We start from the raw sequence: 21,777 nt of genomic DNA, 5'->3' as shown, positions 1-21,777 counted from the left end.
CGATCCACGGATGCCGCGGGTGCCGGTCGGCCGCGCTCGTGCAGTGCCGGGAGGCCGCCGCCTCGCACGACCTCCGCGCGCCGAGTCGCCGGCGCGGAGCGGAGGCCGTGCGGACGGTCATGTCGCTCGCCCGGTGGGCTTCGCGAACCGCTGCTGCAGCAGCACGGCCACGACGATGATGACGCCCTTGGCGACGGCCTGGACGGACGACGTGAGGTTGTTCTGGACGAACACGTTCGTCAGTGTGGCGAAGATGAGGACGCCGAACACTGTACCGGTGATGGTGCCGCGGCCGCCCACGAGCAGCGTGCCGCCGACGACGACTGCGGCGATGGCGTCGAGTTCGTACAGCTGCCCGTGCGTCGACGTGCCGGCCGTCGTCCGCCCGAGGATCATGACGGCGGCGATGCCGGCGCACAGCCCCGAGATGGCGTAGAGCCACATGGTGTGACGCTTGACGTTGATTCCGGCGAGCCGTGCGGCTTCGCGGTTGCCACCGATGGCGACCGTTCGCCGACCGAAGGTGGTGCGGTTCAGCAACACCCACCCGAGCGCCGCCACGATCGCGAAGATCCAGATGAGCATGTCGATGCCGATGATGTCGAGGTTCATGAACTCGATGAAGTCGCGATCGCCGATCTGGAGGGTGCGACGCTCTGCAAGGATCTCGGCCAGGCCACGTGCCGCCACCAGCATGGCCAGAGTCGCCATGAACGCCACGACCTTGCCGTAGGCGATGACGATTCCGTTGACGAGCCCGGCGGCGAGCCCGACCGCCAGGGCGATGAGGACCATGACGACCCAGTGCAGCTGATCGGCGAGGTCCTGGATCGCGGCGAGCGCCGCCACCACGGAGGCAAGTCCCATGACGGAGCCGACGGACAGGTCGATGCCGCCGGCGATGATCACCAACGTCATGCCGATGCTGATCACGCCGATGATGGAGGCCTGGCGCAGAATCGTCAAGATGTTGCTGACGCTCGTGAAGGTGTCGGGAGCGGTCACGGCGCCGACGATCACGAGCACGATCAGCGCGACGACGAGACCGAGGTTGCGTCCGACGGACCCCGACATGAACCGTTGGAAGCCTGACTTCCGGGTTCCGTCGCCGGGCACGCCTGTGGGAGGCGGCGCCTCTGAGGAGGTGGGAACGCCGGCGGTTCCCTGGGTGGTCTGCTCGCTCACGCGGCGGTTCCTTTCATGACGAGGTCGAGCACACCGTGCTCGTCGATCTGCGAGGCCGGGCGGGTGTCCAGGAGGCGTCCGTCGGCGATGACCAGGACGGTGTCGGCGAGGCCGAGCACCTCCTCGATCTCGCTCGACACGACGACGATGGCGTTGCCTGCGGCGGCCAGGCGGCGGATGAGGGCGTAGATCTCGGCACGAGCGCCGACATCGACGCCGCGGGTGGGCTCGTCCAGCAGCAGCACGCGGGTGCCGTGGATGAGCCACCGGGCGAGTAGGATCTTCTGCTGGTTGCCTCCCGACAGAGTGATCGCCTCGCGGTCGGGATCGGCCGGTCGCAGCTCGAGCGCCTCGATCTGCTCGCGCGTAGCCTTGCGCTCGGCACGCTCGTCCAGGAAGCCCGCCTTCGCGAATCGCGACACCGACGACAGTGTCACGTTCACGAAGATCGGCTCGTCGAGCACGAGACCCTGGCTCTTGCGCTCCTCGGGCGAGAGGCCGATGCCCGCACGGACCGCCGCCACGACGGAGCCTCGACGCAGAGGCTTCCCGCCGACTCGCACGGTGCCCGCCGTAGCCCGTCGTGCGCCGTAGACGGTCTCGAGAATCTCGGACCTGCCCGAGCCGACCAAGCCGGCGAGGCCGACCACTTCGCCCGCACGCACCGAGAACGACACGTCCTCGAACAGCCCCGCGGTCGACAGTCCCTCGACCTCGAGCACGACCGGAGCATCGGCGGGGATCGGCGCGGCGGCGGGGAACACGTTGGCGACGGACCGGCCGGTCATGAGCCTGATGAGCTCGGCGGTCGGGGTGTCGGCAACCGGGAGACCTGTGGCCATCGAGCGCCCGTCCTTCAGCACGGTGATGCGGTCGCCGATCTGGCGGATCTCTTCCAGTCGGTGGGTGATGTAGACGACTGCGATGCCTTGGGCGGTCAGCTCTCGTACGACGTGGAACAGGTTCTTCACCTCTTCGCTGTCGAGTACAGCCGACGGTTCGTCCATGATGATGAGCTTGATGTCGTGTGAGAGCGCTCGGGCCATGCTGACGATCTGCTTGTTGGCGGCGCTCAGCTGACCGACCTCTGTGTGCGGTGAGAGGCTGCCGTGTCCCAGCCGCCGGAGCAGCTCCCGGGCCCGCCGAGCCGCCTCGGAGCGCTTCGTGAATCCCCCACGCGCCAGTTCGTGCCCGAGGAAGATGTTCTCCGCGATCGTCAGACCGTCGACGACATCGAGCTCCTGATACATGGTCGCGATGCCGAGCTCGATGGCGGCCTCGGGTGTGGGGACGTCGACCGGCTGCCCCAGCCACGAGATGACGCCGTCGTCCGGGCGGTGCACTCCGGCGAGCGTCTTGATCAGCGTGGACTTACCTGCACCATTCTGGCCGAGGATGCAGTGCACCTCGCCCGGGAGGACCTCGAGATCGACACCGCGGAGGGCCTGGACACCCGCGAACGCCTTCGTCACACCCCGGACATCGAGTAATGCCGGCTCATGGTCAACTTTGATCACGCGACGAACATAACATGTGCACGCGCTCGATGCCGAGGGCTTCAGCCCGGCTGCGCTTTGCGGACTTCACGGGACACGGCACCGATTCTCACGTTGTAGTCACTGTTGGAACGGTGAGGTCACTTCTGCCGGATGGAGGACAAAAGATGACCACTCGACCTTTGGTTCTGCTACGTTGGTCCCCGTCAGCGTGGACTCTCGAGTGCGGGGACATCATTCCTCTCGGATACAGCGCTGTCACCGCTGCATCACATTTCGAGGAGGAAACATGCGCTCACACCTGAAAGCGCACACGCGACTGGTTCTCACCGGCGCCGCAGTCATCGCAGCCATCGGCCTTCTGGCCGGATGCACGGGCTCCGGCGCCGACGAGGACGACGTCACCGACCAGGGCACCACGACCGAGGAGAACGCCGAGTCGGGCGACACCGTCGTCATCGGGTTCTCCGGCCCTGCGGCCGACCATGGCTGGCTCGGTGCCATCAACTCCGGCGCGCAGGCCGCGGCCGACAGCTTCGACGACGTCGAACTGCGAGTGGCCGAGGGGACCAACGACCCGATCGCCCAGATAGCCGCCGTCGAGACCTTCGTCACGGACGGCGTCGACGCCATCGTACTGCTCCCCTCCGACGGCGCTGCGCTGACCGAAGCGGCCATCGCGGCGATGGAGGCCGGCATCCCGGTCATCAACGTCGACCGAGAGTTCTCCAGCCCCTTCGCCGCGCGGGCAACTGTCCTCGGCGACAACTACGGCATGGGGGTGAGCGCCGGAACCTATATCTGCGAGGAGCTGGAGGGCAACTCCGACGCCGTCGTCGCCGAGATCGCCGGCATCGACTCGCTGCCGCTCACGCAGGATCGCTCACGGGGCTTCGCCGACGCGCTCGAGGACTGCGGCCTGGAGGTCTCGGCCCGTGTGGCCGCCGACTTCACCGTGGCCGGCGGCGAGTCTGCGGCCTCGCAGCTCCTTTCTGCCAACCCGCAGATCGACGCGATCTGGAACCATGACGACGACCAGGGAGTCGGGGTGCTTGCGGCCATCGACTCGGCCGGGCGCGACGAATTCTTCATGGTCGGCGGCGCAGGCAGCCGCAGCGCCATGGAGGCCATCGAAGCCGACGACTCCGTGCTCAAGGCGACGATCATCTACCCGTCGACGCAGGCCGCCGACGGTGTGGCACTCGCGCGCCTCATCGCACAGGGCAAGACGATGGGCGACCTCGTCACGCCTGGCATTCCGAACCGCGTCGTCCTCGACGCTCCCGTGGTGACGAAGGAGAACGTCGACCAGTACATCGACCTCTCGTTCGAGTAAGTCAGACGACGAGCACGGGGCGCCCATCCACGCGAGGGGGGCGCCTCGCGCTCGACTTCCGAGAAGTGAGGACAGCGCGTTGACTGAAACGCTCCGCGTCGCCATGGTCGGACACGGCTTCATGGGCGCCGCTCATTCCCAAGGGTGGCGAGTCGCTCCCAGATTCTTCGACCTCCCTCGGCAGCCCGAGATGACCGTGGTGGTCGGCCGTGATGCCGAAGCCACAGCGGCCTCCGCCCGCAAATGGGGGTGGAATGACAGCGCCACCGACTGGCGGGCTGTGATCGCGCGCAACGACATCGACATCGTCGACATCGTCACGCCGGGCGATACGCATGCCGAGATCGCGATCGCCGCCCTCGAAGCCGGAAAACACGTATTGTGCGAGAAGCCGCTCGCCAACACCGTCGCCGAGGCGGAGGCGATGGAGAGGGCCGCCGCAGCCGCGGCGGAGCGGCGCATCCGATCCATGGTCGGCTTCACGTATCGTCGCGTGCCGGCGGCGACGTTCGCCCGCGATCTCGTGGCCGCCGGACGCATCGGGCGGATCCGCCAGGTTCGGGCTGAATACCTGCAGGACTGGCTGATGGATGCCGCGGCGCCGCTGACCTGGCGGCTCGAGAAGGAGCACGCGGGCTCAGGAGCGCTCGGCGACATCGGAGCACACGCCGTCGATCTCGCGGAATTCATCACCGGTGAGCGACTGACCTCCGTGTCGGGCGTCATGGAGACTCTGATCCACGAGCGGCCGCTGCTGGGCGAGGGTGTCGGACTCTCCGGGACGGCGTCCGCGGAGCGAGGGCGGGTCACCGTCGACGACGTCGCGCTCTTCACCGGCCGACTCGAGTCGAGTGCGCTGGCGTCGTTCGAGGCGACGCGGTTCCGCACCGGTCGCAAGAACGCGTTGCGCATCGAGATCTCGGGATCCGAGGGCGCGCTGGCGTTCGACCTCGAGCGGATGAACGAGCTCGAGTTCTATGACGCTACTCAGCCGGGCCTGGAGCAGGGGTTCCGTCGGATCCTCGTCACGGAGCATGATCACCCCTATCTGGCGCCGTGGTGGCCGACCGGTCATATGCTCGGGTACGAGCACGGCTTCTCGCACCAGGTCCGCGACTTCGTCGTCGCGATCGACGAGGGTTCGGCCCCGCGCCCTTCCTTCGCCGACGGCCTGCATGTGCAGCGCGTGCTTGACGGCGTGGAGCGCAGCTCGAACGCCGCAAGTGTCTGGACCCCCATTGCCGGATGAGCCCGGCATTCAACGACGAAAGGTACTCGCGATGTCGCGACCGGTCACTCTGTTCACGGGCCAGTGGGCCGACCTGCCGTTCGAGGAGGTGGCCCGGTTCGCAGGTGAGTGGGGCTACGACGGCCTCGAGATCGCGTGCTGGGGTGACCATCTCGACGTGTCGAGGTGGGATGACGATGCGTATGTGCAGAGTCGGCGCGACATCCTGGAGCGCAACGGGCTGCAGGTGTTCACCATCTCCAATCACCTCGCCGGCCAGGCGGTGTGCGACGATCCGATCGATGAGCGCCACCGCGATATCCTCAACGACCGCGTGTGGGGCGACGGCGATCCCGAAGGGGTCCGCGGGCGTGCTGCCGAGGAGCTCAAGCTTACGGCGCGGATGGCGGCGAAGCTGGGCGTGAAGACCGTCACCGGCTTCACGGGCTCGTCGATATGGAAGGCCGTGGCCATGTTCCCGCCCGCCAGTGACGCATTCGTCGACGCCGGGTATGCGGACTTCGCGGAGCGCTTCCATCCGATCCTCGACGTGTTCGACGAAGTGGGCGTCCGATTCGCCCACGAGGTCCACCCGTCCGAGATCGCCTACGACTATTGGACGACGCGCCGCACATTGGAGGCGATCGGCCATCGCGAGGCGTTCGGGCTGAACTGGGACCCATCGCACATGGTGTGGCAGGACCTCGACCCGGTCGGGTTCCTCTGGGACTTCCAAGACCGGATCTACCACGTCCACTGCAAAGATACGAAGAAGCGCACCGGCAACGGGCGCAACGGCCGGCTCTCGTCGCACCTGGCATGGGCGGATCCTCGTCGCGGCTGGGACTTCATCTCCACCGGACACGGCGATGTGCCGTGGGAGGACGCCTTCCGCATGCTGAACGCCATCGGGTACGACGGGCCGCTCTCGGTGGAGTGGGAGGACGCCGGGATGGATCGCCTGGTGGGAGCACCCGAGGCTCTCGAGTTCGTCCGTCGCCTGTCGACCTACCAGCCGTCGGCGGCGGCGTTCGACGCCGCTTTCTCGAACCAGAGCTGAGGCGGCGAAGCGCCGTCGTGGCGTTGCGGCGCACAGTGGTGGCTGCCTCAGTCGGAGGGTCGCTCGCCGAGGGTGAGGGCGTGCAGCAGCCGCGTGAGGTTCAGGATGTCGTCGACCGGCCACGCGGCGAGGGCGTCGACGAGCAGGCTCTCCTGCGGGGCGCGTGCTTCCGCGAGGCGCTCCAGCCCGAACGGGGTGGGGGAGAGCAGGCTCGAGCGGCCGTCGTCGGGGTCGGGGGTGCGCTGGATCAGATTCAGCTGCTCGAGTTCGCGGACCGTGCGGCTGATCTGGCCCTTGTCGGCCGTCAGCGCCTCGGCGAGTGCGGAGAGGGTGATGCCCTCGCGACGCACGATGGTGGTGAACACCTTGTAGGCGCCTGGCAGCATGCCGGGGCTCACGCGGTTGGCGTTCTCGGTGATGATCCGGCGGAAGCGGTTGATCAGCTCGCCGAACTCAGCCTCGAGGGCGCGCACCGCTTCGGTGCGCGCCGCTCGAGTGTCTTCGGAGGTCATCGTGTTCGACATTAGCGCCGGGTGCGCCGCGTCTGGTTCGCCGCGACGCCCGACTGTTCGGGCGTGACGGCGGTCTCGGCATCCTGCGTCTTCACCGTTGCTGTAGCGGTCAGCGCGTCCATGCCTTCGGCGACCGACACAGTCGCCAGGTCGGCCTCGCTGGCCTGCACGCGCTCGCTCGTCGTCATGTGGGTGAGCGGCTTGTTCGGCAGGAAGATGATCGCGATGAGGCTGATCACGGCCAGCGGCACGGCGATGAGGAACGAGTGGGCGATGGCCTGGGCGTAGATGTCCTCCACGATCACGCGGATCGCCTCGGGCAGCGCCGACACCTGCGGGATCGTGCCCGACTGGAGCTGCTCCGCGATGGCGGCGCCCTTCTCGCCCAGCGTCATGATGGCCGCACCGATGTCGTCCTTGCGCTGGGAGAACAGATCGGTCGCCGAGGTCGCCAGTGCGGCACCCATGACCGAGACGCCGATCGTGCCGCCGAGGCTGCGGAAGAACGTGACACCGGAGCTCGCGACGCCGATCTCACTCGGCTTGGCGGTGTTCTGCACGATGAGCACGAGGTTCTGCATCGTCATGCCGACGCCCGCACCGAGAAGGAACATGTACAGCGAGACGAGCACGAAGTTCGTGTCGTACTCGATGGTCGACAGCAGGAACGAGCCGGCGATGAGTAGCACGCCGCCTACGATGAGGTACGGCTTCCAGATGCCGTGACGGGTCACAAGACCGCCGATCACGATCGACGCCAGCAGCAGTCCGCCGATCATCGGGATCGTCATCAGACCTGCCTCGGTCGGCGTGGCGCCACGGGCGAGCTGCATGTACTGACTGAGGAAGACCGACGTGCCGAACATCGCGATGCCGATCGAGATCGACGCGATGACCGCGAGCGTGAACGTGCGGTTGCGGAACATCGTGAGGGGGATGAGCGGCTCCTTCGAGCGCAGCTCGACGATCACGAACAGCACGGCCGCGAGCAGCGCGCCGCCGACCATCAGGATGGTCTCCGTGCTCCACCAGTCGTAGTCCTTGCCGGCGTTGGTGACCCAGATGAGCAGCAACGACACAGCTGTCGAGAGCAGCACGATGCCGAAGTAGTCGATCCGCGCCTTCACCTTGGGGCGAGCGGGCAGGTGCAGTGTGCGCTGCATGATGATGAGCGCGGCGACCGCGAACGGCAGCGCGATGAAGAAGTTCCAGCGCCAGTCGATCGTGTCGGTGATGAAACCGCCGAGGAGCGGTCCGCCGACGGTGGCGACGGCCATCACGGCGCCGAACAGGCCCATGTAGCGGCCGCGCTCGCGCGGGCTGATGATGTCGGCCATGATGACCTGGCTGAGCGCGGCGAGACCGCCCGCGCCGATGCCCTGCACCGCGCGGAACGCGATGAGCGTGCCCGGGTCCTGCGAGAAGCCGGCGGCCGCAGTCGCCAGCACGAAGATGACGATGGCGATCTGGATCAGCAGCTTGCGGTTGAACAGGTCGGCGAGCTTGCCCCAGATGGGGGTGGAGATCGCGGTGGTCAGAAGGGTCGCGGTGACGACCCAGGTGAACGCGGCCTGGTCGCCGCCCAGGTCGTGGACGATGACGGGAAGCGATGTCGACACGACGGTCGACGCGAGCATCGACACGAACATGCCGAGCAGCAGGCCGGTGAGCGCCTGCAGCACCTTGCGGTGGTGGCGCTTCTCGTCGGCGCTCACGCTGCCGGCCGAGCCAGTGGCGACCGACCCGGTCGCGGGGGTGGACGTAGCCATGGGAATCCTTCGAACGGTGTTGGTGGAAGAGATGCGGCGACGGCGGCGCAGAGATGGTTGACCAGGGTCAACAGTTGATATGGGTCAACTATACGACAATGGTTGATGTGCGTCAACTATCAGCGCGGATGAAGGTACGGTGTCAGTCCGCTGCGGCGGACCGGCGCCGGCGGAGGCTCAGGCGGGGCGCGCGGTGCGCTCGGCAGAGCGGATGACCCACTCGACGCCGAGTGTGAAGAGCTCGCGGTCCTCGAGCTGCAGAAGCTGTGGCGAGATCTGAGCGATGTGCGGGTGCTTGATGGGGTCGACCAGGAGAGGTCCCTCGAACCACGGGCTGGTGTCCGAGGGTGCAGCGGTCCCGCGCTCGGTCCGCGCCCGGGCGACGCCGGCGGCCGACGAGAGGATGTGCGTCGCCATGAGCGCGTAGTGCTGCACCAGGTCCTCGCCCGTTAGGCCCGCGCGCGAGAACGCGTCGAGCATGAACTCGATCGCGTCGAGCTCGCCGGGACCGTGCGTGGTGAGCACGATGGCCTCCTGGCCGACAGCGGGGTAACGGGAGAGCTCGCTGAGCGTGGCGGACGCCAACTGGCGCAGTCGCTCCTGCCAGTCCTCGGGCGGCGCGGTCACAGCGGCGAGGGTGCGTACCGTGAGCTCGTCGAGCAGGGCGCCCATGAGGTCGTCCTTGCTGCGGAAGTGCCGATAGATCGCCGTCGGGTCGGTGCCGAGCTTGGCGCCCAGCTCTCGGATGGAGAGGGATCCAGAGCCGGTCGTCTCGGCGAGCTCCAGCCCTGCGGCGATGATCGTCGCCCGATCCAGGCGCCTGCCGCCGGACTTCTCGGACGTCGCTCCCCTGCGTGCCGCCATGATCCCCGCTTCCGCCGTCGCCGTCCATCGTGCCACGGAGCCGCACTCGGGCCCCGTGACGCCGAGCCTACAGGTCGCGTCATCAACTGGGTCAACACCGTTGACACCAGTGATGACCAACGCCTATCGTCAAGCAACCCGCTCGATGACGAAGGAGAGGTCCCGTGGCCGCTGCCGTTCCTGACGACGCACAGACGCCGTTCGCAGACACCGTGTTCACCGGAGGTGCGCTGTTCAGCTCCGACCTCGTGGCTGCGGGCAGCCACGAGGCGCTGACAGGTCTCGCCGTCGCGGTGCGCGGAGGGCGCATCGCCGCGGTGTGCGGCGAGGAAGCGGCATCCGTCCTCATCGGCCCTGACACCGAGGTCGTCGATCTCGCCGGCGCGTTGCTGGCGCCGGGCTTCCAGGACGCGCACATCCATCCGATGTCGGGGGGGCGTCGAGCTGCTGCAGTGCAACCTCACGGGCTCCGAGAACGCCGCCGACGCGCTCGCGACGATCGCCCGCTACGCCGCGGAGAATCCCGATGCGGAATGGATCGTGGGCGGCGGCTGGTCGATGGACCACTTCCCGGGCGGGGCGCCGCTGCGAGGCGCCCTCGACGCCATCGTGCCCGACCGCCCGGTGCTGCTCGTGAGCCGCGACCACCACTCGTCCTGGGCGAACACTGCGACGATGCGCCTCGTCCGCCGGGTGTGCGACGAGACCGTCGTGATGCGACGCGGCGAGATCGTCGAACGCGGGCGCACGGACGAGCTGCTCGGCGACCCGCAGCACGAGTACACGCGGCTGCTCATCGACTCCGTGCCCAAGCCCGGCTGGGATCCGGAGCAGGCGGGAGCCGAGGTCGAGGATGCAGGCGTCGACGCCCCCGGCTGGGACGGGGTGGCCGACGACGATGCGGAAGCCGCGTCGGTCGGGGCGGCGAAGGTCGAGGCCTCGGGGCAGGCACGGTGAGCGCCGGGTCTTCGTCGCGCGGTACGGTCGGTGCGAGCAGTATGGAGGCGTGTTCAGTGTCGAACTGATTCCGGATGCCGAGCTCGACCGCGCGGTCCGGGACGACTGGGATCGGCTCCTCGGGGCCGATCTGCCGAGCTCGGGGCGCAATCCCGCACCGAGCAACCGTCCGCACGTGACGCTCGCGGTGCGGGACCGGGTCGATCCGGCGGCGTTCGCCGGCATCGCCGAGCTGCTCCCCGTCGCCCTGGAGCTCGCCGGGTTCGTGCTGCTCGGTCATCGGGACCGGTACGTGCTCGCGCGGCACGTCGTCGTGAGCGCGCCGCTCCTCGCGATCCACCGCGTCGTCGCAGAGGTCGCCGGCCGACCCGAGCCGCGGTACTCGAACACCGGGATCGACCGGTGGACGCCGCACATCACTGTGGCGCGGGGGCTCACTGCCGCGCGACTGGCGACGGCGATGCGACTGGTGAAGGCGCCGAACGTCGTCGGGCAGGCGACAGGAGCGCGTGTGTGGGACGCCGATGCCCGGCGGGTGACCACGATCCGATGAGGCGCCGGCCGCGCCGGCACGTCGGCCGGTTCAGTCGGCGAGGGCGAGCGCGCGGAACGGCTCGCGCGGCGCAGCAGGCGGCTGCGGCATCCGCTCTGTCTGCTGTCGAGAGCGCGTCGTACGCAGGTAGAGCTCGTCGATGAGGGCGGTGGCGAGGCGCACGAGCTTCGCGATCTCGGCCTCGTCGCGATCGACCCATGCGCAGCGCGGCTCGTCGCCGACGGGCACGAAGCCGTCGTGCTGCTCCCAGGCCACGAGCGTGCGCTCCGCCCCGAGCACGTGCTGTTGCCACCACACCTGCCGGAGGTAGGACCGCGGGATGCTGCGCCAGGCCTTGTTGGTCGTCTTGATCTCGGCGAGCGTGATGCGTCCCGACGCGTCGACGGCGATGCCGTCCGGGGTCGCAAGGTGCCGCTTCTCGACGACCGCGTGGAACAACGCCGACGAGGGCTGGACGCCGTGAGTCGCGGCGACCCACGCGGCGATCTCGGGTTCGCGCGCCCGGCCGTGTGCCGTGTAGGCGTTGCCCGAGAAGCCCGAGCCGAGCAGCTTGGCGTCGGCGGCGCGGCCGATGGCCCGGTCGGAGGTGAGGGTCGCGACGTCGGTCGCGGTGATGCCGCGCGACCGTGCACGCACCCAGGCGACCCGGTCGCGCGAATCCGCGACGATGCGGGCCGCAACGTCCGGTGCATGCGCCGCGAGCGCCGAGGGGCGTGCGGCGGCGTGCTCGGGGTTCACCCTTCGAGGCTACGCCGCCGACCCGACATCCGCCGCCTGCGACGCACCAGCGGCATGGGGTCCGTCACGCGATGGCGCCCTTCGATGCGCACGACCTCGACGGACGGCGGTGCGCAAGAGGGGTTGCGATCGGCGGCGGCGGTGGCATCCTCGGGAACATGAGCACCATCACGTCAGACGAATTCCGCGCGTTCCCGGGTGTCGAGGACTGGCGTCCCCGCGTGACCGGCGCCTTCGCCCTGTTCCGCACCGGCAGCTTCGCGGCAGGCGCGCAGCTGTTCGCGGCGATCGCCGACCTCGCCGAGGCAGCCGACCACCACCCCGACGTCGACCTGCGCTACGCCACCGTGCGCGTGCGGCTGCTCACTCATTCGGCGGGCGGCCTGACGGCGAAGGATGCCGCGCTCGCCGCGCAGATCTCACAGGCGGCCCGCGAGCTCGACATCCGCGCCGAGACCGAGCGCATGCAGGACCTCATGCTCGCCGTGGCCACGCCCGATTCGCGCGCCGCGTTGGCGTTCTGGAAGGCGGTGACCGGTTTTCGCGAAGTGCGCGACGGCGTGCTGTTCGACGCCGACGGACGGGGGCCTCTCATCTGGTTCCAGCCCGTCGACAAGCCGCTGCGCGGCAGGTCGCACCTCGACGTCAACGCTCCGCGCGACGTGATCGAGAAGCGCCTCGAGGCAGCGCTCGCCGCCGGCGGGGTGATCGTCGACGACTCCCACGCGCCCGAGTGGTGGACCCTGGCGGACGCCGACGGCCACAAGGTGGACCTCTGCCCCTGGCGCGAGTAGAGGGCGGCGCGCCGGTCGCCGGCCGGCGGCAGCCGATCGTGTCAGAAGGCGGCGGCGCCGGCCTCTGCAACGGTCTGATCCTGGTCGCCCGAGCCGCCGCTGACGCCGACCGCACCCACGACGGCGCCGTCGCGGGAGAGCGGGACGCCGCCGGCGAAGATCGCGACCTTGCCGCCGTTGGTGGCGTGGATGCCGTAGAACTGCTGCGTCGGCTGCGAGTTCTCACCGAGGGTCTTCGTCTCGATGTCGAACGCGCGCGAGGTCCAGGCCTTGTTGATCGAGATGTTGACGCTGCCGATCCACGCGCCGTCCTGACGGACGTGGGCGACGAGATTGCCCCCCGCATCGACCACGGCGATGTTCATGGGCTGGCCGATCTCGTCGGCGCGCTTCTCCGCGGCGGCGATGACGCGACGGGCGTCTTCGAGGGTGACGGACATGGTGGTGTTCCTTTCGTGGGCGAGCGGATGCCTCGATCGAGGATTCCGCTCCTTGTCAGGTGGACTGGATGTACCCGTTGGGATTCAGCACGTACTTCTTCGCCGCTCCCTGATCGAAGTCGGCATATCCCTGCGGGGCGTCCTCGAGTCCGATGGCGGTGGCGCCGACGGCATCGGCGATCGCGACCTTGTCGTGGAGGATCGCCATCATGAGCCGGCGGTTGTAGCGCATGACAGGGCACTGGCCGGTCGTGAACGACAGCGATTTCGCCCAGCCGAGTCCGAGCCGCAGTGACAGCGACCCGACTTTCGCGGCCTCGTCGATCCCGCCAGGGTCGCCGGTGACGTACAGGCCCGGGATGCCGAGCGCGCCGCCGGCTGCGGTGATGTCCATCAGCGAGTTCAGCACGGTCGCGGGAGCCTCGTGCGAGGCATCCGCTCCGTGTCCGCGCGCTTCGAAGCCGACCGCGTCCACGGCGGAGTCGACCTCGGGTACGCCGAGGATCTGCTCGATCTGATCCTTGGGGTCGCCTGCCGACACGTCGACGGTCTCGCAGCCGAACGACCGCGCCCGCGCCAGGCGGTCCGCGTTCAGATCGCCCACGATGACCACCGCCGCACCGAGCAGCTGCGCCCCCACCGCGGCCGCGAGGCCGACGGGGCCGGCGCCCGCGATGTAGACGGTCGATCCCGGGCCGACGCCGGCGGTGTACGCGCCGTGGAACCCGGTGGGGAAGATGTCGGAGAGCATGGTGAGGTCGAGGATCTTCTCGAGAGCCTGGTCGCGGTCGGGGAAGACCAGCAGGTTCCAGTCGGCGTACGGCACCAGCACGTACTCCGCCTGGCCCCCCACCCAACCGCCCATGTCGACATAGCCGTAGGCGCTCCCCGGCCGGTCGGGGTTGACGTTGAGGCAGATGCCGGTCTTGCCCTCCTTGCAGTTGCGGCAGCGGCCGCACGCGATGTTGAAAGGCACCGAGACGATGTCGCCGACCTTGACGAACTCGACGTCGGGGCCGACTTCGACGACCTCACCGGTGATCTCATGGCCGAGCACAAGACCTGCAGGTGCCGTGGTGCGGCCGCGCACCATGTGCTGGTCCGAGCCGCAGATGTTCGTGCTCACGGTCTTGAGGATCGCGCCGTGCGGCACCTTCCTGCCGACGTTCGCCGGGTTGACGCCCGGACCGTCCTTCAGCTCGAACTCCGGGTAATCCGTGTCGACGACCTCGACCTCGCCGGGGCCTTTGTAGGCGACGGCCCTGTTGGCAGACATCTTCGTCCTCTCCGTCGCGCGGCGGATGACCTCGCGACTCGGTCATGCTGGCTCTGATGCGAGCCTGTACCTCGGCGACGCCACGCGCAACGGGGCCGCCCGCCGGCAGCGTGGGGCGCGAGCGGCGCCGTGACGGATGGCGGGCGCCGATTTGGCGGGAGCGCGGGCGTCGCGTACCCTTGTGGGAGCCGAAGACCGCCGGTCATTGACGTGCGCGCAAGCGTCACGAAGATCGAAGCACTGCATCGCAGGGGCCCGCGCAGGTGTCACGAACGATTCTCCTGGATTCAGGAATCCCGCTCCGTGCGCTTGCGCCGGAGCTTTTTTGTTGCCGTGACGAGAAGATGAGCGGATGCCTCCGGCCGGCGCCCCGCCACCGCGGAGCGTCTCACACACACAAGGAGTGACCATGGCGCAGAAGGACGCATCGGTTGCCGAGCTCACGAAGAACTTCGAGGACTCGAACGCCGTTCTGCTGACCGAGTACCGCGGTCTGACGGTTGCCCAGCTCAAGCAGCTGCGCAACAGCATCCGTCAGGACGCGGAATACGCCGTGGTGAAGAACACGCTGACCAAGATCGCCGCGAACAACGCGGGGATCACGGCGCTGGACGAGGACCTCAAGGGTCCGTCGGCCATCGCGTTCGTGCACGGCGACTTCGTCGCCACCGCGAAGGCTCTGCGTGACTTCGCCAAGGCCAACCCGCTTCTCGTGATCAAGGGCGGCGTTTTCGAGGGCAACTCCCTCAGCGCCGACGAGGTCAACAAGTACGCCTCGCTCGAGAGCCGTGAGGTTCTGCTTGCGAAGGCCGCGGGCATGATGAAGGCGACGATGGGCAAGGCTGCCGCGACCATCGACGCGCTTCGCGAAAAGCTGGAGACCGCCGAGGCCGCGTGAGCGACCGGCGATCTCTTCCCACAACCCCATCTATCTAGGAGATACATCATGGCGAAGCTCACCACTGAGGAACTGCTCCAGCAGTTCGCCGACCTGACCCTCGTCGAGCTCAGCGAGTTCGTGAAGGCGTTCGAGGAGAAGTTCGACGTCACCGCTGCTGCTCCCGTCGCCGTTGCCGGCGCCGGTGGCGCGGGCGCCGACGTTGCCGTCGAGGAGGAGAAGGACTCGTTCGACGTCATCCTCGAGGCTGCCGGCGACAAGAAGATCCAGGTCATCAAGACGGTCCGCGAGCTCACCTCGCTCGGCCTCGGCGAGGCCAAGGCTGTCGTCGACGGTGCTCCCAAGGCCGTCCTCGAGGGCGCCAACAAGGAGGCCGCCGAGAAGGCCAAGGCCGCTCTCGAAGAGGCCGGCGCGACGGTTACCCTCAAGTAATCTCTTTCCTTCGCGAAAGCCCCGGATGCTGTGCGTCCGGGGCTTTCGTCATGTCCGGGCAGGGGAATCGACCGACCAACCACCTCGTTCCGCGAAATCCCTTTCTCATGGTTTGATCTCGAATCACCCCTGATTTTCTCAGGGACTGCGTTCCGGCATCCGTTGTGACAAGAATGATAAAGCGCATTCCAGAAAGCGCATTCTCACCACTCGAAGACAGCCTCGACATCGAGCTGACCGACGACGAGACCTGGTCGTGGGACGACCTGAACGAGATCGCCGAGGAGGTCACCGCGGCCAGTGGCGGCGCGGTCGTCGGCTCGCAGTCCTGGGGATTCGAGGACGGCGGCCTCAACAACTGGCTGCGCCAGCACGGCGAGTCCCTGTTCGCCGAGGACGGATCGCCCGAGGTGACGGCCAGCGCCGAGACGCTCGCCGCCCGCGCTGCGCGCTCAGGCGGGGCTGTGACCGGACTGCTCGGCGTGGGTGTCGCCGGTGTCCACGGGCACGGCCGCAGTCACGTCGACGCCGTGCTCGCCGGCGCGGACTTCGAACTCGTCGCCGTCGCCGACCCCCGGGGCGGCCGCACCGGACGATGTCGTGTCGATCGACGCGGACCTCCGCCGCGCGAACGACATCGAGACCGACGACACGTCGTCCCTCGTCGTCGAGGTGCGCGGCGGCGCCCGCGTCGCCGCGGGTCTCGCGGTGACCGCCGCACGACGCCGCGAGCCGTATGTGCTGGTGCGGGGCACCCGTGGATTCCTCGTCTACCTGTACACGCTCGACATGCTCCACGTGCATCGCGACGGGGCGGCGCTCCGCGCGCGTACGCATTCGAACGCATCTCGCTGCTCGACGATCTCGCCGGGCACATCCGCGACGGCCGTGACCTGCTCGCTCCGCTGCACCGCACCGGCGCGTTCACCCGCGTGCTCGAGGCGATCGTGACCGGGCCGCCGGCGACGCCGATCGATCGCGGACTCGTGCGTGTCGAAGCATCCGGCGGCGAGACGTTCCGCACCGTGTCCGGCGTCGAGGACGCCGTCGAGCGCGTCGCCTGGGAGGGTCGAACCTTCCGCGACCTCGGGCGGCTGTGAACGTGTGCCGCCTGCCCCCCTAGCTAGGTGCGGCGCGGCCCGACCCCGATGATGGCGGACGCGTCGTCGTCGAAAGCCGCCGTCGAGTTGCGGACGACCAGAGGAGACGACTCGTAGAGCCGGTTCATCGGCGCCTCGGGGTCGTCGAGCTGCCACATGAGCAGCTGCACCGCCGCCCGCCCCTGCTGGTGAGGGCGCTGCTGCAGCGTCGTGAGCGAGAACATCTCGGCGTACGCGTGATCGTCGATGCCGACGACGCTCAGCCGCTCGGGAACCCGGATGCCCAGCCGGCGTGCCGCGATGATCGCGCCGACCGCCACTTCGTCGCACACGCCGACGATCGCCGTCGGGCGGGTGCGCCGGTCGCCCAGCAGCTCTACCGCGGCGCTGTACCCGCCCGGGAGCGCGACCTCGGACTGGACGTGACGGGAGGACGCCTCGAGGCCCGCATCGCGCATGGCGCGGCGGTAGCCGTGGAGCCGGCGGCCGTCGGCGAAGCTCGTCCGGCGCCCGTCGGGGTCGCCGCCGAGGAAGACGATCTCGCTGTGGCCCAGGCCGATGAGGTGCTCGGTGGCGATGCGCGCGGCCGCCTCGTCGTCGATCGACACAGCGTTCGTGCCGATGTCGTAACCGCCGACCGCGACCACCGGCTTGCCGAAGGCGATCAGCCGCTCGAGCTCGCGAGCGCTCGGCTCGATGCCCACCGCGATGAGCCCGTCGAACCGCTTTCGGGCGAGGAAATGCTCGAACATCTCGCGACGCGCGGCCGACTCGGGGGGCGCGCCGTACAGCGCCAGGTCGTAGCGGCGCTCCAGCAGCGCGTCCTGGATCCCCTCGAGCACCTGGGCGAAGAACCACCGGTCGAGGGACGGCATGACGACGCCGACGGTCTGGGTGCGACCGGTCACGAGGCTCACCGCACTCGTGGTGGGGACGTAGCCGAGCGCCGCTGCCGCATCCCTCACCCGCGCCCGCGTCGCGGCCGAGACGTAGCCGGCGCCCGTCAGGGCACGGGAAGCGGTCGACTTCGAGACGCCTGCCGCGCGAGCCACGTCGGCGATGCCCGCCATCGGGTCCTCCTCGCCTCCTGGGGACGCCGCCGTCGCCCGAATTGTGGAACCGGTTCCGGGCCTCATTGTGCCGTGATCGCCTCGCGGACGCCACCCCGGTTTTCGGTGTTTACCGAGTTGTGACCCACGGTCATTGTGCCGTCATGCGGCATCCCCTACCGTGAACATGGAATCGGTTCCCGATCCATACGAGCGGGGTACGCGATGCGTTGCGGCTCCGCGGACTCGAAGAGGAGGCAGACGAACATGACTGCATTGCGATCACGTCGTCGACACGGCTACATCGCGCTGGGGATCGCCGCGGTCGCGGCACTGACTCTCGCGGGCTGCGCCGAGGGTGGTGACGAGGGCGACGCCGGCGACGGCTCGCTCGAGGGCGAGACGGTCGAGATCTCCGGCGGCATCACCGGCACCGAGGCGGAGGCGCTTCAGAAGTCGTTCGACCAGTTCACCGCCGATACCGGCATCGAGGTCGTCTACACCGGCGACAAGGGGTTCGAGGGCAACATCGTGACGAAGGTCACCGGAGGCTCGGCACCCGACATCGCGATCGTGCCGCAGCCCGGTCTGTTCCGTTCCCTGGTCGAGACCGGCGAGGTCGTAGAGGGCAGCGACGAGGTCGCGGCGAACGTCGACGAGTACTGGGCTGCCGCCTGGAAGGACATCGGCTCCGTCGACGGTACCTTCTACGCTGCGCCCATGCTGGCGAACCTGAAGGGTTACATCTACTACTCGCCCAAGAGCTTCGAAGAGTGGGGGGTCGAGATCCCCGAGACCTGGCAGGAGCTGCTGGAGCTGACGGCCACGATCCGGGAGAAGACAGGTGAACCGCCGTGGTGTGCCGGCTTCTCGTCCGAAGCCGCGTCTGGTTGGCCCGGCACGGACTGGGTCGAGGATCTCGTGCTGCGCCAGGCAGGCGCCGACGTCTACGATAGCTGGGCCTCCGGAGAGACGCCCTTCACCGACCCCGACATCGAGGCAGCGTTCGACGAGGTCGCGAAGGTCCTGCTCGACCCGACCTACGTCAACGCCGGCTTCGGCGACGTGCAGAGCATCAACTCCACGGCGTTCGGCGACCCGATCGCCGCGGCGGTCGCCAACGGCACCTGCGCACTGACCCACCAGGCGTCGTTCCTCACCGCGAACTTCCTCGCGGTGCAGACGGCGGAGGGCGCAACGCCCGACGTCGCCGAAGACGGAGACGTGTATGCGTTCCTCATGCCCGGATTCGAGGGCGAGCCGTTCTCGGTGTCGGGCGGTGGCGAGCTCGTGACGACCTTCACCGATGACGCGGCCACCCAGGCGGTCGCGGAATACATGTCGACGCCCGAGTGGGCCGACACCCGGGTCGAACTCGGCGGCGCGATCTCGGCCAACACCGGGGCAGACCCGTCGCTGGCGTCGAGCAAGTTCCTCACCGACGCCATGACGGTACTGCAGGACCCCGAGACCGTGTTCCGCTTCGACGCCTCCGACCTGATGCCGGCGACCGTCGGCTCGGGATCGTTCTGGCGCGGCATGGTCGACTGGGTCGACGGGAAGCCGACACCGCAGGTCCTGGAAGACATCCAGGCAGGCTACGAGAACTGACGCACCGCACCTCGGTGCCGGGTCCGCACGCTCGCCGCGCGGACCCGGCACCGGGGTGACGTCATCCGTCGGCGTCGACGGGGAAGGCAGAACATGTCTCAGACCACATCAACGACGGACGACCAGGCGCAGGCGGCGCCGCCGCCCGAGCGTGGCGGCAACAAGCCGCCCTCGCGCGCGACGACGCGCATCGTCGTGACGATCGGCTTCATCCTCATCGCCGCGCTCGTCGTCTTCCTCTTCCTCAGTCCGCCGGCCCCCGATGCGCGGCCGACGTCGCTGGGGTTCTCGTTCAACTCGTTCTTCCAGTGGATCGGCAATCTCGGCCCCATCGTCCAGATTCCGATCGTCCTGCTGATCTTCGCCGTGGTGGTCGGGATCCTCCTGGTGCTCATCGAGTACGCGCCCCGCAAGGGCACGGGCTACTTCTGGCTGCGACTGGTCTCGTGCTTCGCGATCCCGCTGCTGGCGTTCATGATGCTGCGTCCGTATCAGAACGCGGTCATCTACGTGATCCCCATCGCGCTCATCGCGGGTGGCCTGCTCTTCTACGCCGACTATCGCGCCCGCGAAGGCGCGGGGTATCTGTACCAGCTGACGCTGTTCCTGGCACCGGCGGCGATCCTGATCCTGATCGGCCTCATCTACCCGTCGATCGCGACGATCATCCAGTCGTTCTTCGACAAGACCGGCGAGAACTTCGTCGGCATGGAGAACTACGTCTGGGCGTTCACGAACCCGCAGGGGTTCTGGTCGATCATCAACACGCTGATCTGGGCGATCTTCGCGCCCATCTTCGCGACGATCGTCGGACTCGCGTACGCCGCGTTCATGGAGCGTGCGCGCGGTGACAGGTTCCTCAAGATCCTGGTGTTCATCCCCTTCGCGATCGCACCCGTGAGCATCAGCCTCATCTGGCGGTTCGTCTACGACTACCGGCAGGGGGAGCAGATCGGAATCCTCAACGCCCTCGTCGTGGCATTCGGTGGCGAACCGGTCAGATGGCTGGACGTCTGGCCGCTCGTGAACACGTTCTGTCTGCTGTTCGCCTTCGTGTGGGCGCAGACCGGCTTCGCGATGGTGGTCCTGTCGGCCGCCATCAAGGCAGTGCCGGCCGAGCAGATGGAGGCCGCGCAGCTCGACGGCACCAACGCGTGGCAGCGGTTCACCAACGTCACCGTGCCGGGAATCCGCACCGCGATCGTGATCGTCCTCACGACGATCACTATCTCCGCGCTGAAGCTGTACGACATCGTGGCGGTGATGACCGGCGGCCGGTCGAACTCGACGGTGCTGGGCTTCGAGATGGTGAACCAGCAGCAGCGTTTCCAGAGCTACGGGCATGCGGCAGCGCTCGCGGTGCTGATCTTCGTGTTCGTCACACCGCTGATCATCTACAACGTCAGACAGCTCCGCCGGCAGAGGGAGGTGCGGTGATGACCGCCGTCGACTCTAAGATGACCCCGCAGCCCGACAGGGCGGCGGCGCGCAAGGTCGCGCGCGAGACTCGTCGCAACGAGGCGCAGGCACAGAAGCGCATGACGTCGCCCGTGGCGACGGTGATCGCGGTCGCGATCGCCTTCCTGTGGACGATCCCGACGCTCGGTCTGCTCATCACGTCGTTCCGTCCAGGGGCGGACTCAGCGTCCTCCGGGTGGTGGACGGTGTTCACCAACCCCGACTTCACGCTCGGGAACTACGAGGCCGCCCTCACCTCCGGCGGCACGGCACTCACGCTCGGCGAGTCGTTCCTGAACTCGCTCGCGATCACGATCCCCGTGACGATCTTCGCCCTCGCGATCGCGTCGCTGGCCGCCTACGCGTTCGCGTGGATGGACTTCAGGGGACGCGGCGTGCTGTTCGTGGCGGTCTTCGCGCTGCAGATCGTGCCCATCCAGATGGCGCTGGTGCCTCTGCTGAGCCTATTCTCGCGCGGACTCGAAATCGGCGACGTCGCGGTCTTCCCCGGCCTCGAGATGCGCGAGGTCGATCACAGCTTCGCGACGATGTGGATCGCGCACGTCATCTTCGCCCTGCCGCTGGCGATCTTCCTGCTGTACAACTTCATCGCCGAGATCCCTTCCGACGTGATCGAAGCGGCGCGGGTGGACGGAGCGGGCCATGGCCAGATCTTCTTCCGCATCATCCTGCCGCTGGCGACCCCGGCGCTCGCGTCGTTCGCCATCCTCGAGTTCGTGTGGGTGTGGAACGACCTGCTGGTGGCCACGATCTTCGCGCCGTCGTCCTCGCTGCCGATGACGCAGACACTGAACTCCCTGTCCGGGTCGTGGGGCGATCAGTGGTTCCTGATCTCGGCAGGTGCGTTCCTCGTGCTGGCCGTGCCGCTCATCGTGTTCCTCTCGCTGCAGAGGTTCTTCGTGCGCGGCCTGATGGCGGGTGCGACGAAGGGCTGACCCTCAGAGGGCGGACGGATGCCGCGCCCCGGCGATCGACGCCGGGGCGCGGCATCCGCATGTCG

At 68.3% G+C, this 21,777-nt stretch carries 21 protein-coding genes; 12 read left to right on the top strand and 9 right to left on the bottom strand.

Going from position 1 to position 21,777, the window contains the following annotated elements; genetic code table 11:
• Window positions 1-117: 117 nt before the first annotated feature.
• Both MRBLWS13_RS07750 and MRBLWS13_RS07745 read right to left on the bottom strand, forming a co-directional pair.
• Window positions 118-1,185, bottom strand: a complete 1,068-nt coding sequence (locus MRBLWS13_RS07750; protein ID WP_349428449.1) for an ABC transporter permease — start codon at window positions 1,183-1,185, stop codon at window positions 118-120.
• Window positions 1,182-2,657, bottom strand: a complete 1,476-nt coding sequence (locus tag MRBLWS13_RS07745; protein ID WP_349429014.1) for a sugar ABC transporter ATP-binding protein — start codon at window positions 2,655-2,657, stop codon at window positions 1,182-1,184. The genes MRBLWS13_RS07750 and MRBLWS13_RS07745 overlap by 4 nt, the downstream gene beginning before the upstream one ends.
• Window positions 2,658-2,970: 313 nt before the next feature.
• On the opposite strand from MRBLWS13_RS07745, the gene MRBLWS13_RS07740 reads away from it, so the two are divergent.
• The 3 genes from MRBLWS13_RS07740 (at window position 2,971) to MRBLWS13_RS07730 (ending at window position 6,305) form a co-directional block, all read left to right on the top strand.
• Window positions 2,971-4,017, top strand: coding sequence for a substrate-binding domain-containing protein (locus MRBLWS13_RS07740; RefSeq protein WP_349428448.1), 1,047 nt, complete (start codon window positions 2,971-2,973; stop codon window positions 4,015-4,017).
• Between the two features lie 103 nt (window positions 4,018-4,120).
• Window positions 4,121-5,266, top strand: a complete 1,146-nt coding sequence (locus tag MRBLWS13_RS07735; RefSeq protein ID WP_349429013.1) for a Gfo/Idh/MocA family oxidoreductase — start codon at window positions 4,121-4,123, stop codon at window positions 5,264-5,266.
• Between the two features lie 31 nt (window positions 5,267-5,297).
• Window positions 5,298-6,305 carry a sugar phosphate isomerase/epimerase gene (locus MRBLWS13_RS07730; protein ID WP_349428447.1) on the top strand — a complete coding sequence of 336 codons (1,008 nt, stop codon included), beginning with the start codon at window positions 5,298-5,300 and terminating at the stop codon, window positions 6,303-6,305.
• Between the two features lie 47 nt (window positions 6,306-6,352).
• Here MRBLWS13_RS07730 and MRBLWS13_RS07725 read toward each other — a convergent pair whose 3' ends face one another.
• From MRBLWS13_RS07725 to MRBLWS13_RS07715, 3 genes are all read right to left on the bottom strand, one after another.
• Window positions 6,353-6,817 carry a MarR family transcriptional regulator gene (locus MRBLWS13_RS07725; RefSeq protein ID WP_349428446.1) on the bottom strand — a complete coding sequence of 155 codons (465 nt, stop codon included), beginning with the start codon at window positions 6,815-6,817 and terminating at the stop codon, window positions 6,353-6,355.
• A gap of 11 nt (window positions 6,818-6,828) precedes the next feature.
• Entirely contained in the window at window positions 6,829-8,586 is a 1,758-nt protein-coding gene (locus MRBLWS13_RS07720; RefSeq protein ID WP_349428445.1) for an MDR family MFS transporter, read from the bottom strand.
• 177 nt (window positions 8,587-8,763) lie between these two features.
• On the bottom strand, window positions 8,764-9,450 hold the full coding sequence (locus tag MRBLWS13_RS07715) for a TetR family transcriptional regulator (RefSeq protein ID WP_349428444.1): 687 nt from the start codon (window positions 9,448-9,450) through the stop codon (window positions 8,764-8,766).
• Window positions 9,451-9,804: 354 nt separating this feature from the next.
• On the opposite strand from MRBLWS13_RS07715, the gene MRBLWS13_RS07710 reads away from it, so the two are divergent.
• Together MRBLWS13_RS07710 and MRBLWS13_RS07705 are read left to right on the top strand one after the other, a co-directional pair.
• Entirely contained in the window at window positions 9,805-10,407 is a 603-nt protein-coding gene (locus tag MRBLWS13_RS07710; RefSeq protein WP_349429012.1) for an amidohydrolase family protein, read from the top strand.
• A gap of 49 nt (window positions 10,408-10,456) precedes the next feature.
• Entirely contained in the window at window positions 10,457-10,960 is a 504-nt protein-coding gene (locus MRBLWS13_RS07705) for a 2'-5' RNA ligase family protein (RefSeq protein WP_349428443.1), read from the top strand.
• A gap of 30 nt (window positions 10,961-10,990) precedes the next feature.
• Here the strand turns inward: MRBLWS13_RS07705 and MRBLWS13_RS07700 are convergent, their stop codons facing one another.
• Window positions 10,991-11,698, bottom strand: a complete 708-nt coding sequence (locus tag MRBLWS13_RS07700; protein WP_349428442.1) for a YqaJ viral recombinase family protein — start codon at window positions 11,696-11,698, stop codon at window positions 10,991-10,993.
• A 158-nt stretch (window positions 11,699-11,856) separates the two neighbouring features.
• Between MRBLWS13_RS07700 and MRBLWS13_RS07695 the strand changes: the two genes are divergently transcribed.
• Window positions 11,857-12,492 (top strand): 4a-hydroxytetrahydrobiopterin dehydratase, encoded by a 636-nt coding sequence (locus MRBLWS13_RS07695; RefSeq protein WP_349428441.1) that lies wholly within the window; start codon window positions 11,857-11,859, stop codon window positions 12,490-12,492.
• Window positions 12,493-12,533: 41 nt separating this feature from the next.
• On the opposite strand, the gene MRBLWS13_RS07690 is transcribed toward MRBLWS13_RS07695, so the two are convergent.
• Together MRBLWS13_RS07690 and fdhA are read right to left on the bottom strand one after the other, a co-directional pair.
• A complete protein-coding gene (locus tag MRBLWS13_RS07690) occupies window positions 12,534-12,932 on the bottom strand; it encodes a heme-binding protein (RefSeq protein WP_331911915.1) in 399 nt (132 codons plus the stop codon).
• Window positions 12,933-12,987: 55 nt separating this feature from the next.
• Complete coding sequence (fdhA, locus tag MRBLWS13_RS07685) at window positions 12,988-14,208, bottom strand: formaldehyde dehydrogenase, glutathione-independent (RefSeq protein WP_349428440.1); 1,221 nt, start codon at window positions 14,206-14,208, stop codon at window positions 12,988-12,990.
• A 409-nt stretch (window positions 14,209-14,617) separates the two neighbouring features.
• Here fdhA and rplJ point away from each other — a divergent pair, with 409 nt between their 5' ends.
• From rplJ to MRBLWS13_RS07670, 3 genes are all read left to right on the top strand, one after another.
• Complete coding sequence (rplJ, locus tag MRBLWS13_RS07680; protein WP_349428439.1) at window positions 14,618-15,106, top strand: 50S ribosomal protein L10; 489 nt, start codon at window positions 14,618-14,620, stop codon at window positions 15,104-15,106.
• 48 nt (window positions 15,107-15,154) lie between these two features.
• The gene (gene rplL, locus MRBLWS13_RS07675) at window positions 15,155-15,538 is read left to right on the top strand and encodes a 50S ribosomal protein L7/L12 (protein WP_349428438.1); all 384 of its coding nucleotides are present in this window, start codon (window positions 15,155-15,157) and stop codon (window positions 15,536-15,538) included.
• 173 nt (window positions 15,539-15,711) lie between these two features.
• Window positions 15,712-16,638, top strand: a complete 927-nt coding sequence (locus tag MRBLWS13_RS07670; protein ID WP_349428437.1) for a hypothetical protein — start codon at window positions 15,712-15,714, stop codon at window positions 16,636-16,638.
• A gap of 23 nt (window positions 16,639-16,661) precedes the next feature.
• Here MRBLWS13_RS07670 and MRBLWS13_RS07665 read toward each other — a convergent pair whose 3' ends face one another.
• Window positions 16,662-17,708, bottom strand: coding sequence for a LacI family DNA-binding transcriptional regulator (locus MRBLWS13_RS07665; protein WP_349428436.1), 1,047 nt, complete (start codon window positions 17,706-17,708; stop codon window positions 16,662-16,664).
• Between the two features lie 246 nt (window positions 17,709-17,954).
• Here MRBLWS13_RS07665 and MRBLWS13_RS07660 point away from each other — a divergent pair, with 246 nt between their 5' ends.
• The 3 genes from MRBLWS13_RS07660 to MRBLWS13_RS07650 all read left to right on the top strand — a co-directional run bounded on the left by MRBLWS13_RS07660 (window position 17,955) and on the right by MRBLWS13_RS07650 (window position 21,712).
• A complete protein-coding gene (locus MRBLWS13_RS07660) occupies window positions 17,955-19,298 on the top strand; it encodes an ABC transporter substrate-binding protein (protein WP_349428435.1) in 1,344 nt (447 codons plus the stop codon).
• 93 nt (window positions 19,299-19,391) lie between these two features.
• Entirely contained in the window at window positions 19,392-20,735 is a 1,344-nt protein-coding gene (locus MRBLWS13_RS07655) for a sugar ABC transporter permease (protein ID WP_349428433.1), read from the top strand.
• Window positions 20,735-21,712 (top strand): carbohydrate ABC transporter permease, encoded by a 978-nt coding sequence (locus MRBLWS13_RS07650; protein ID WP_349428432.1) that lies wholly within the window; start codon window positions 20,735-20,737, stop codon window positions 21,710-21,712. The genes MRBLWS13_RS07655 and MRBLWS13_RS07650 overlap by 1 nt, the downstream gene beginning before the upstream one ends.
• Window positions 21,713-21,777 lie beyond the last annotated feature (65 nt).

Source organism: Microbacterium sp. LWS13-1.2 (genome assembly GCF_040144835.1).
GTDB lineage: Bacteria > Actinomycetota > Actinomycetes > Actinomycetales > Microbacteriaceae > Microbacterium.
Note: the sequence above shows the minus strand (reverse complement) of the source record. Positions and strands in the feature narration are given on the sequence as shown.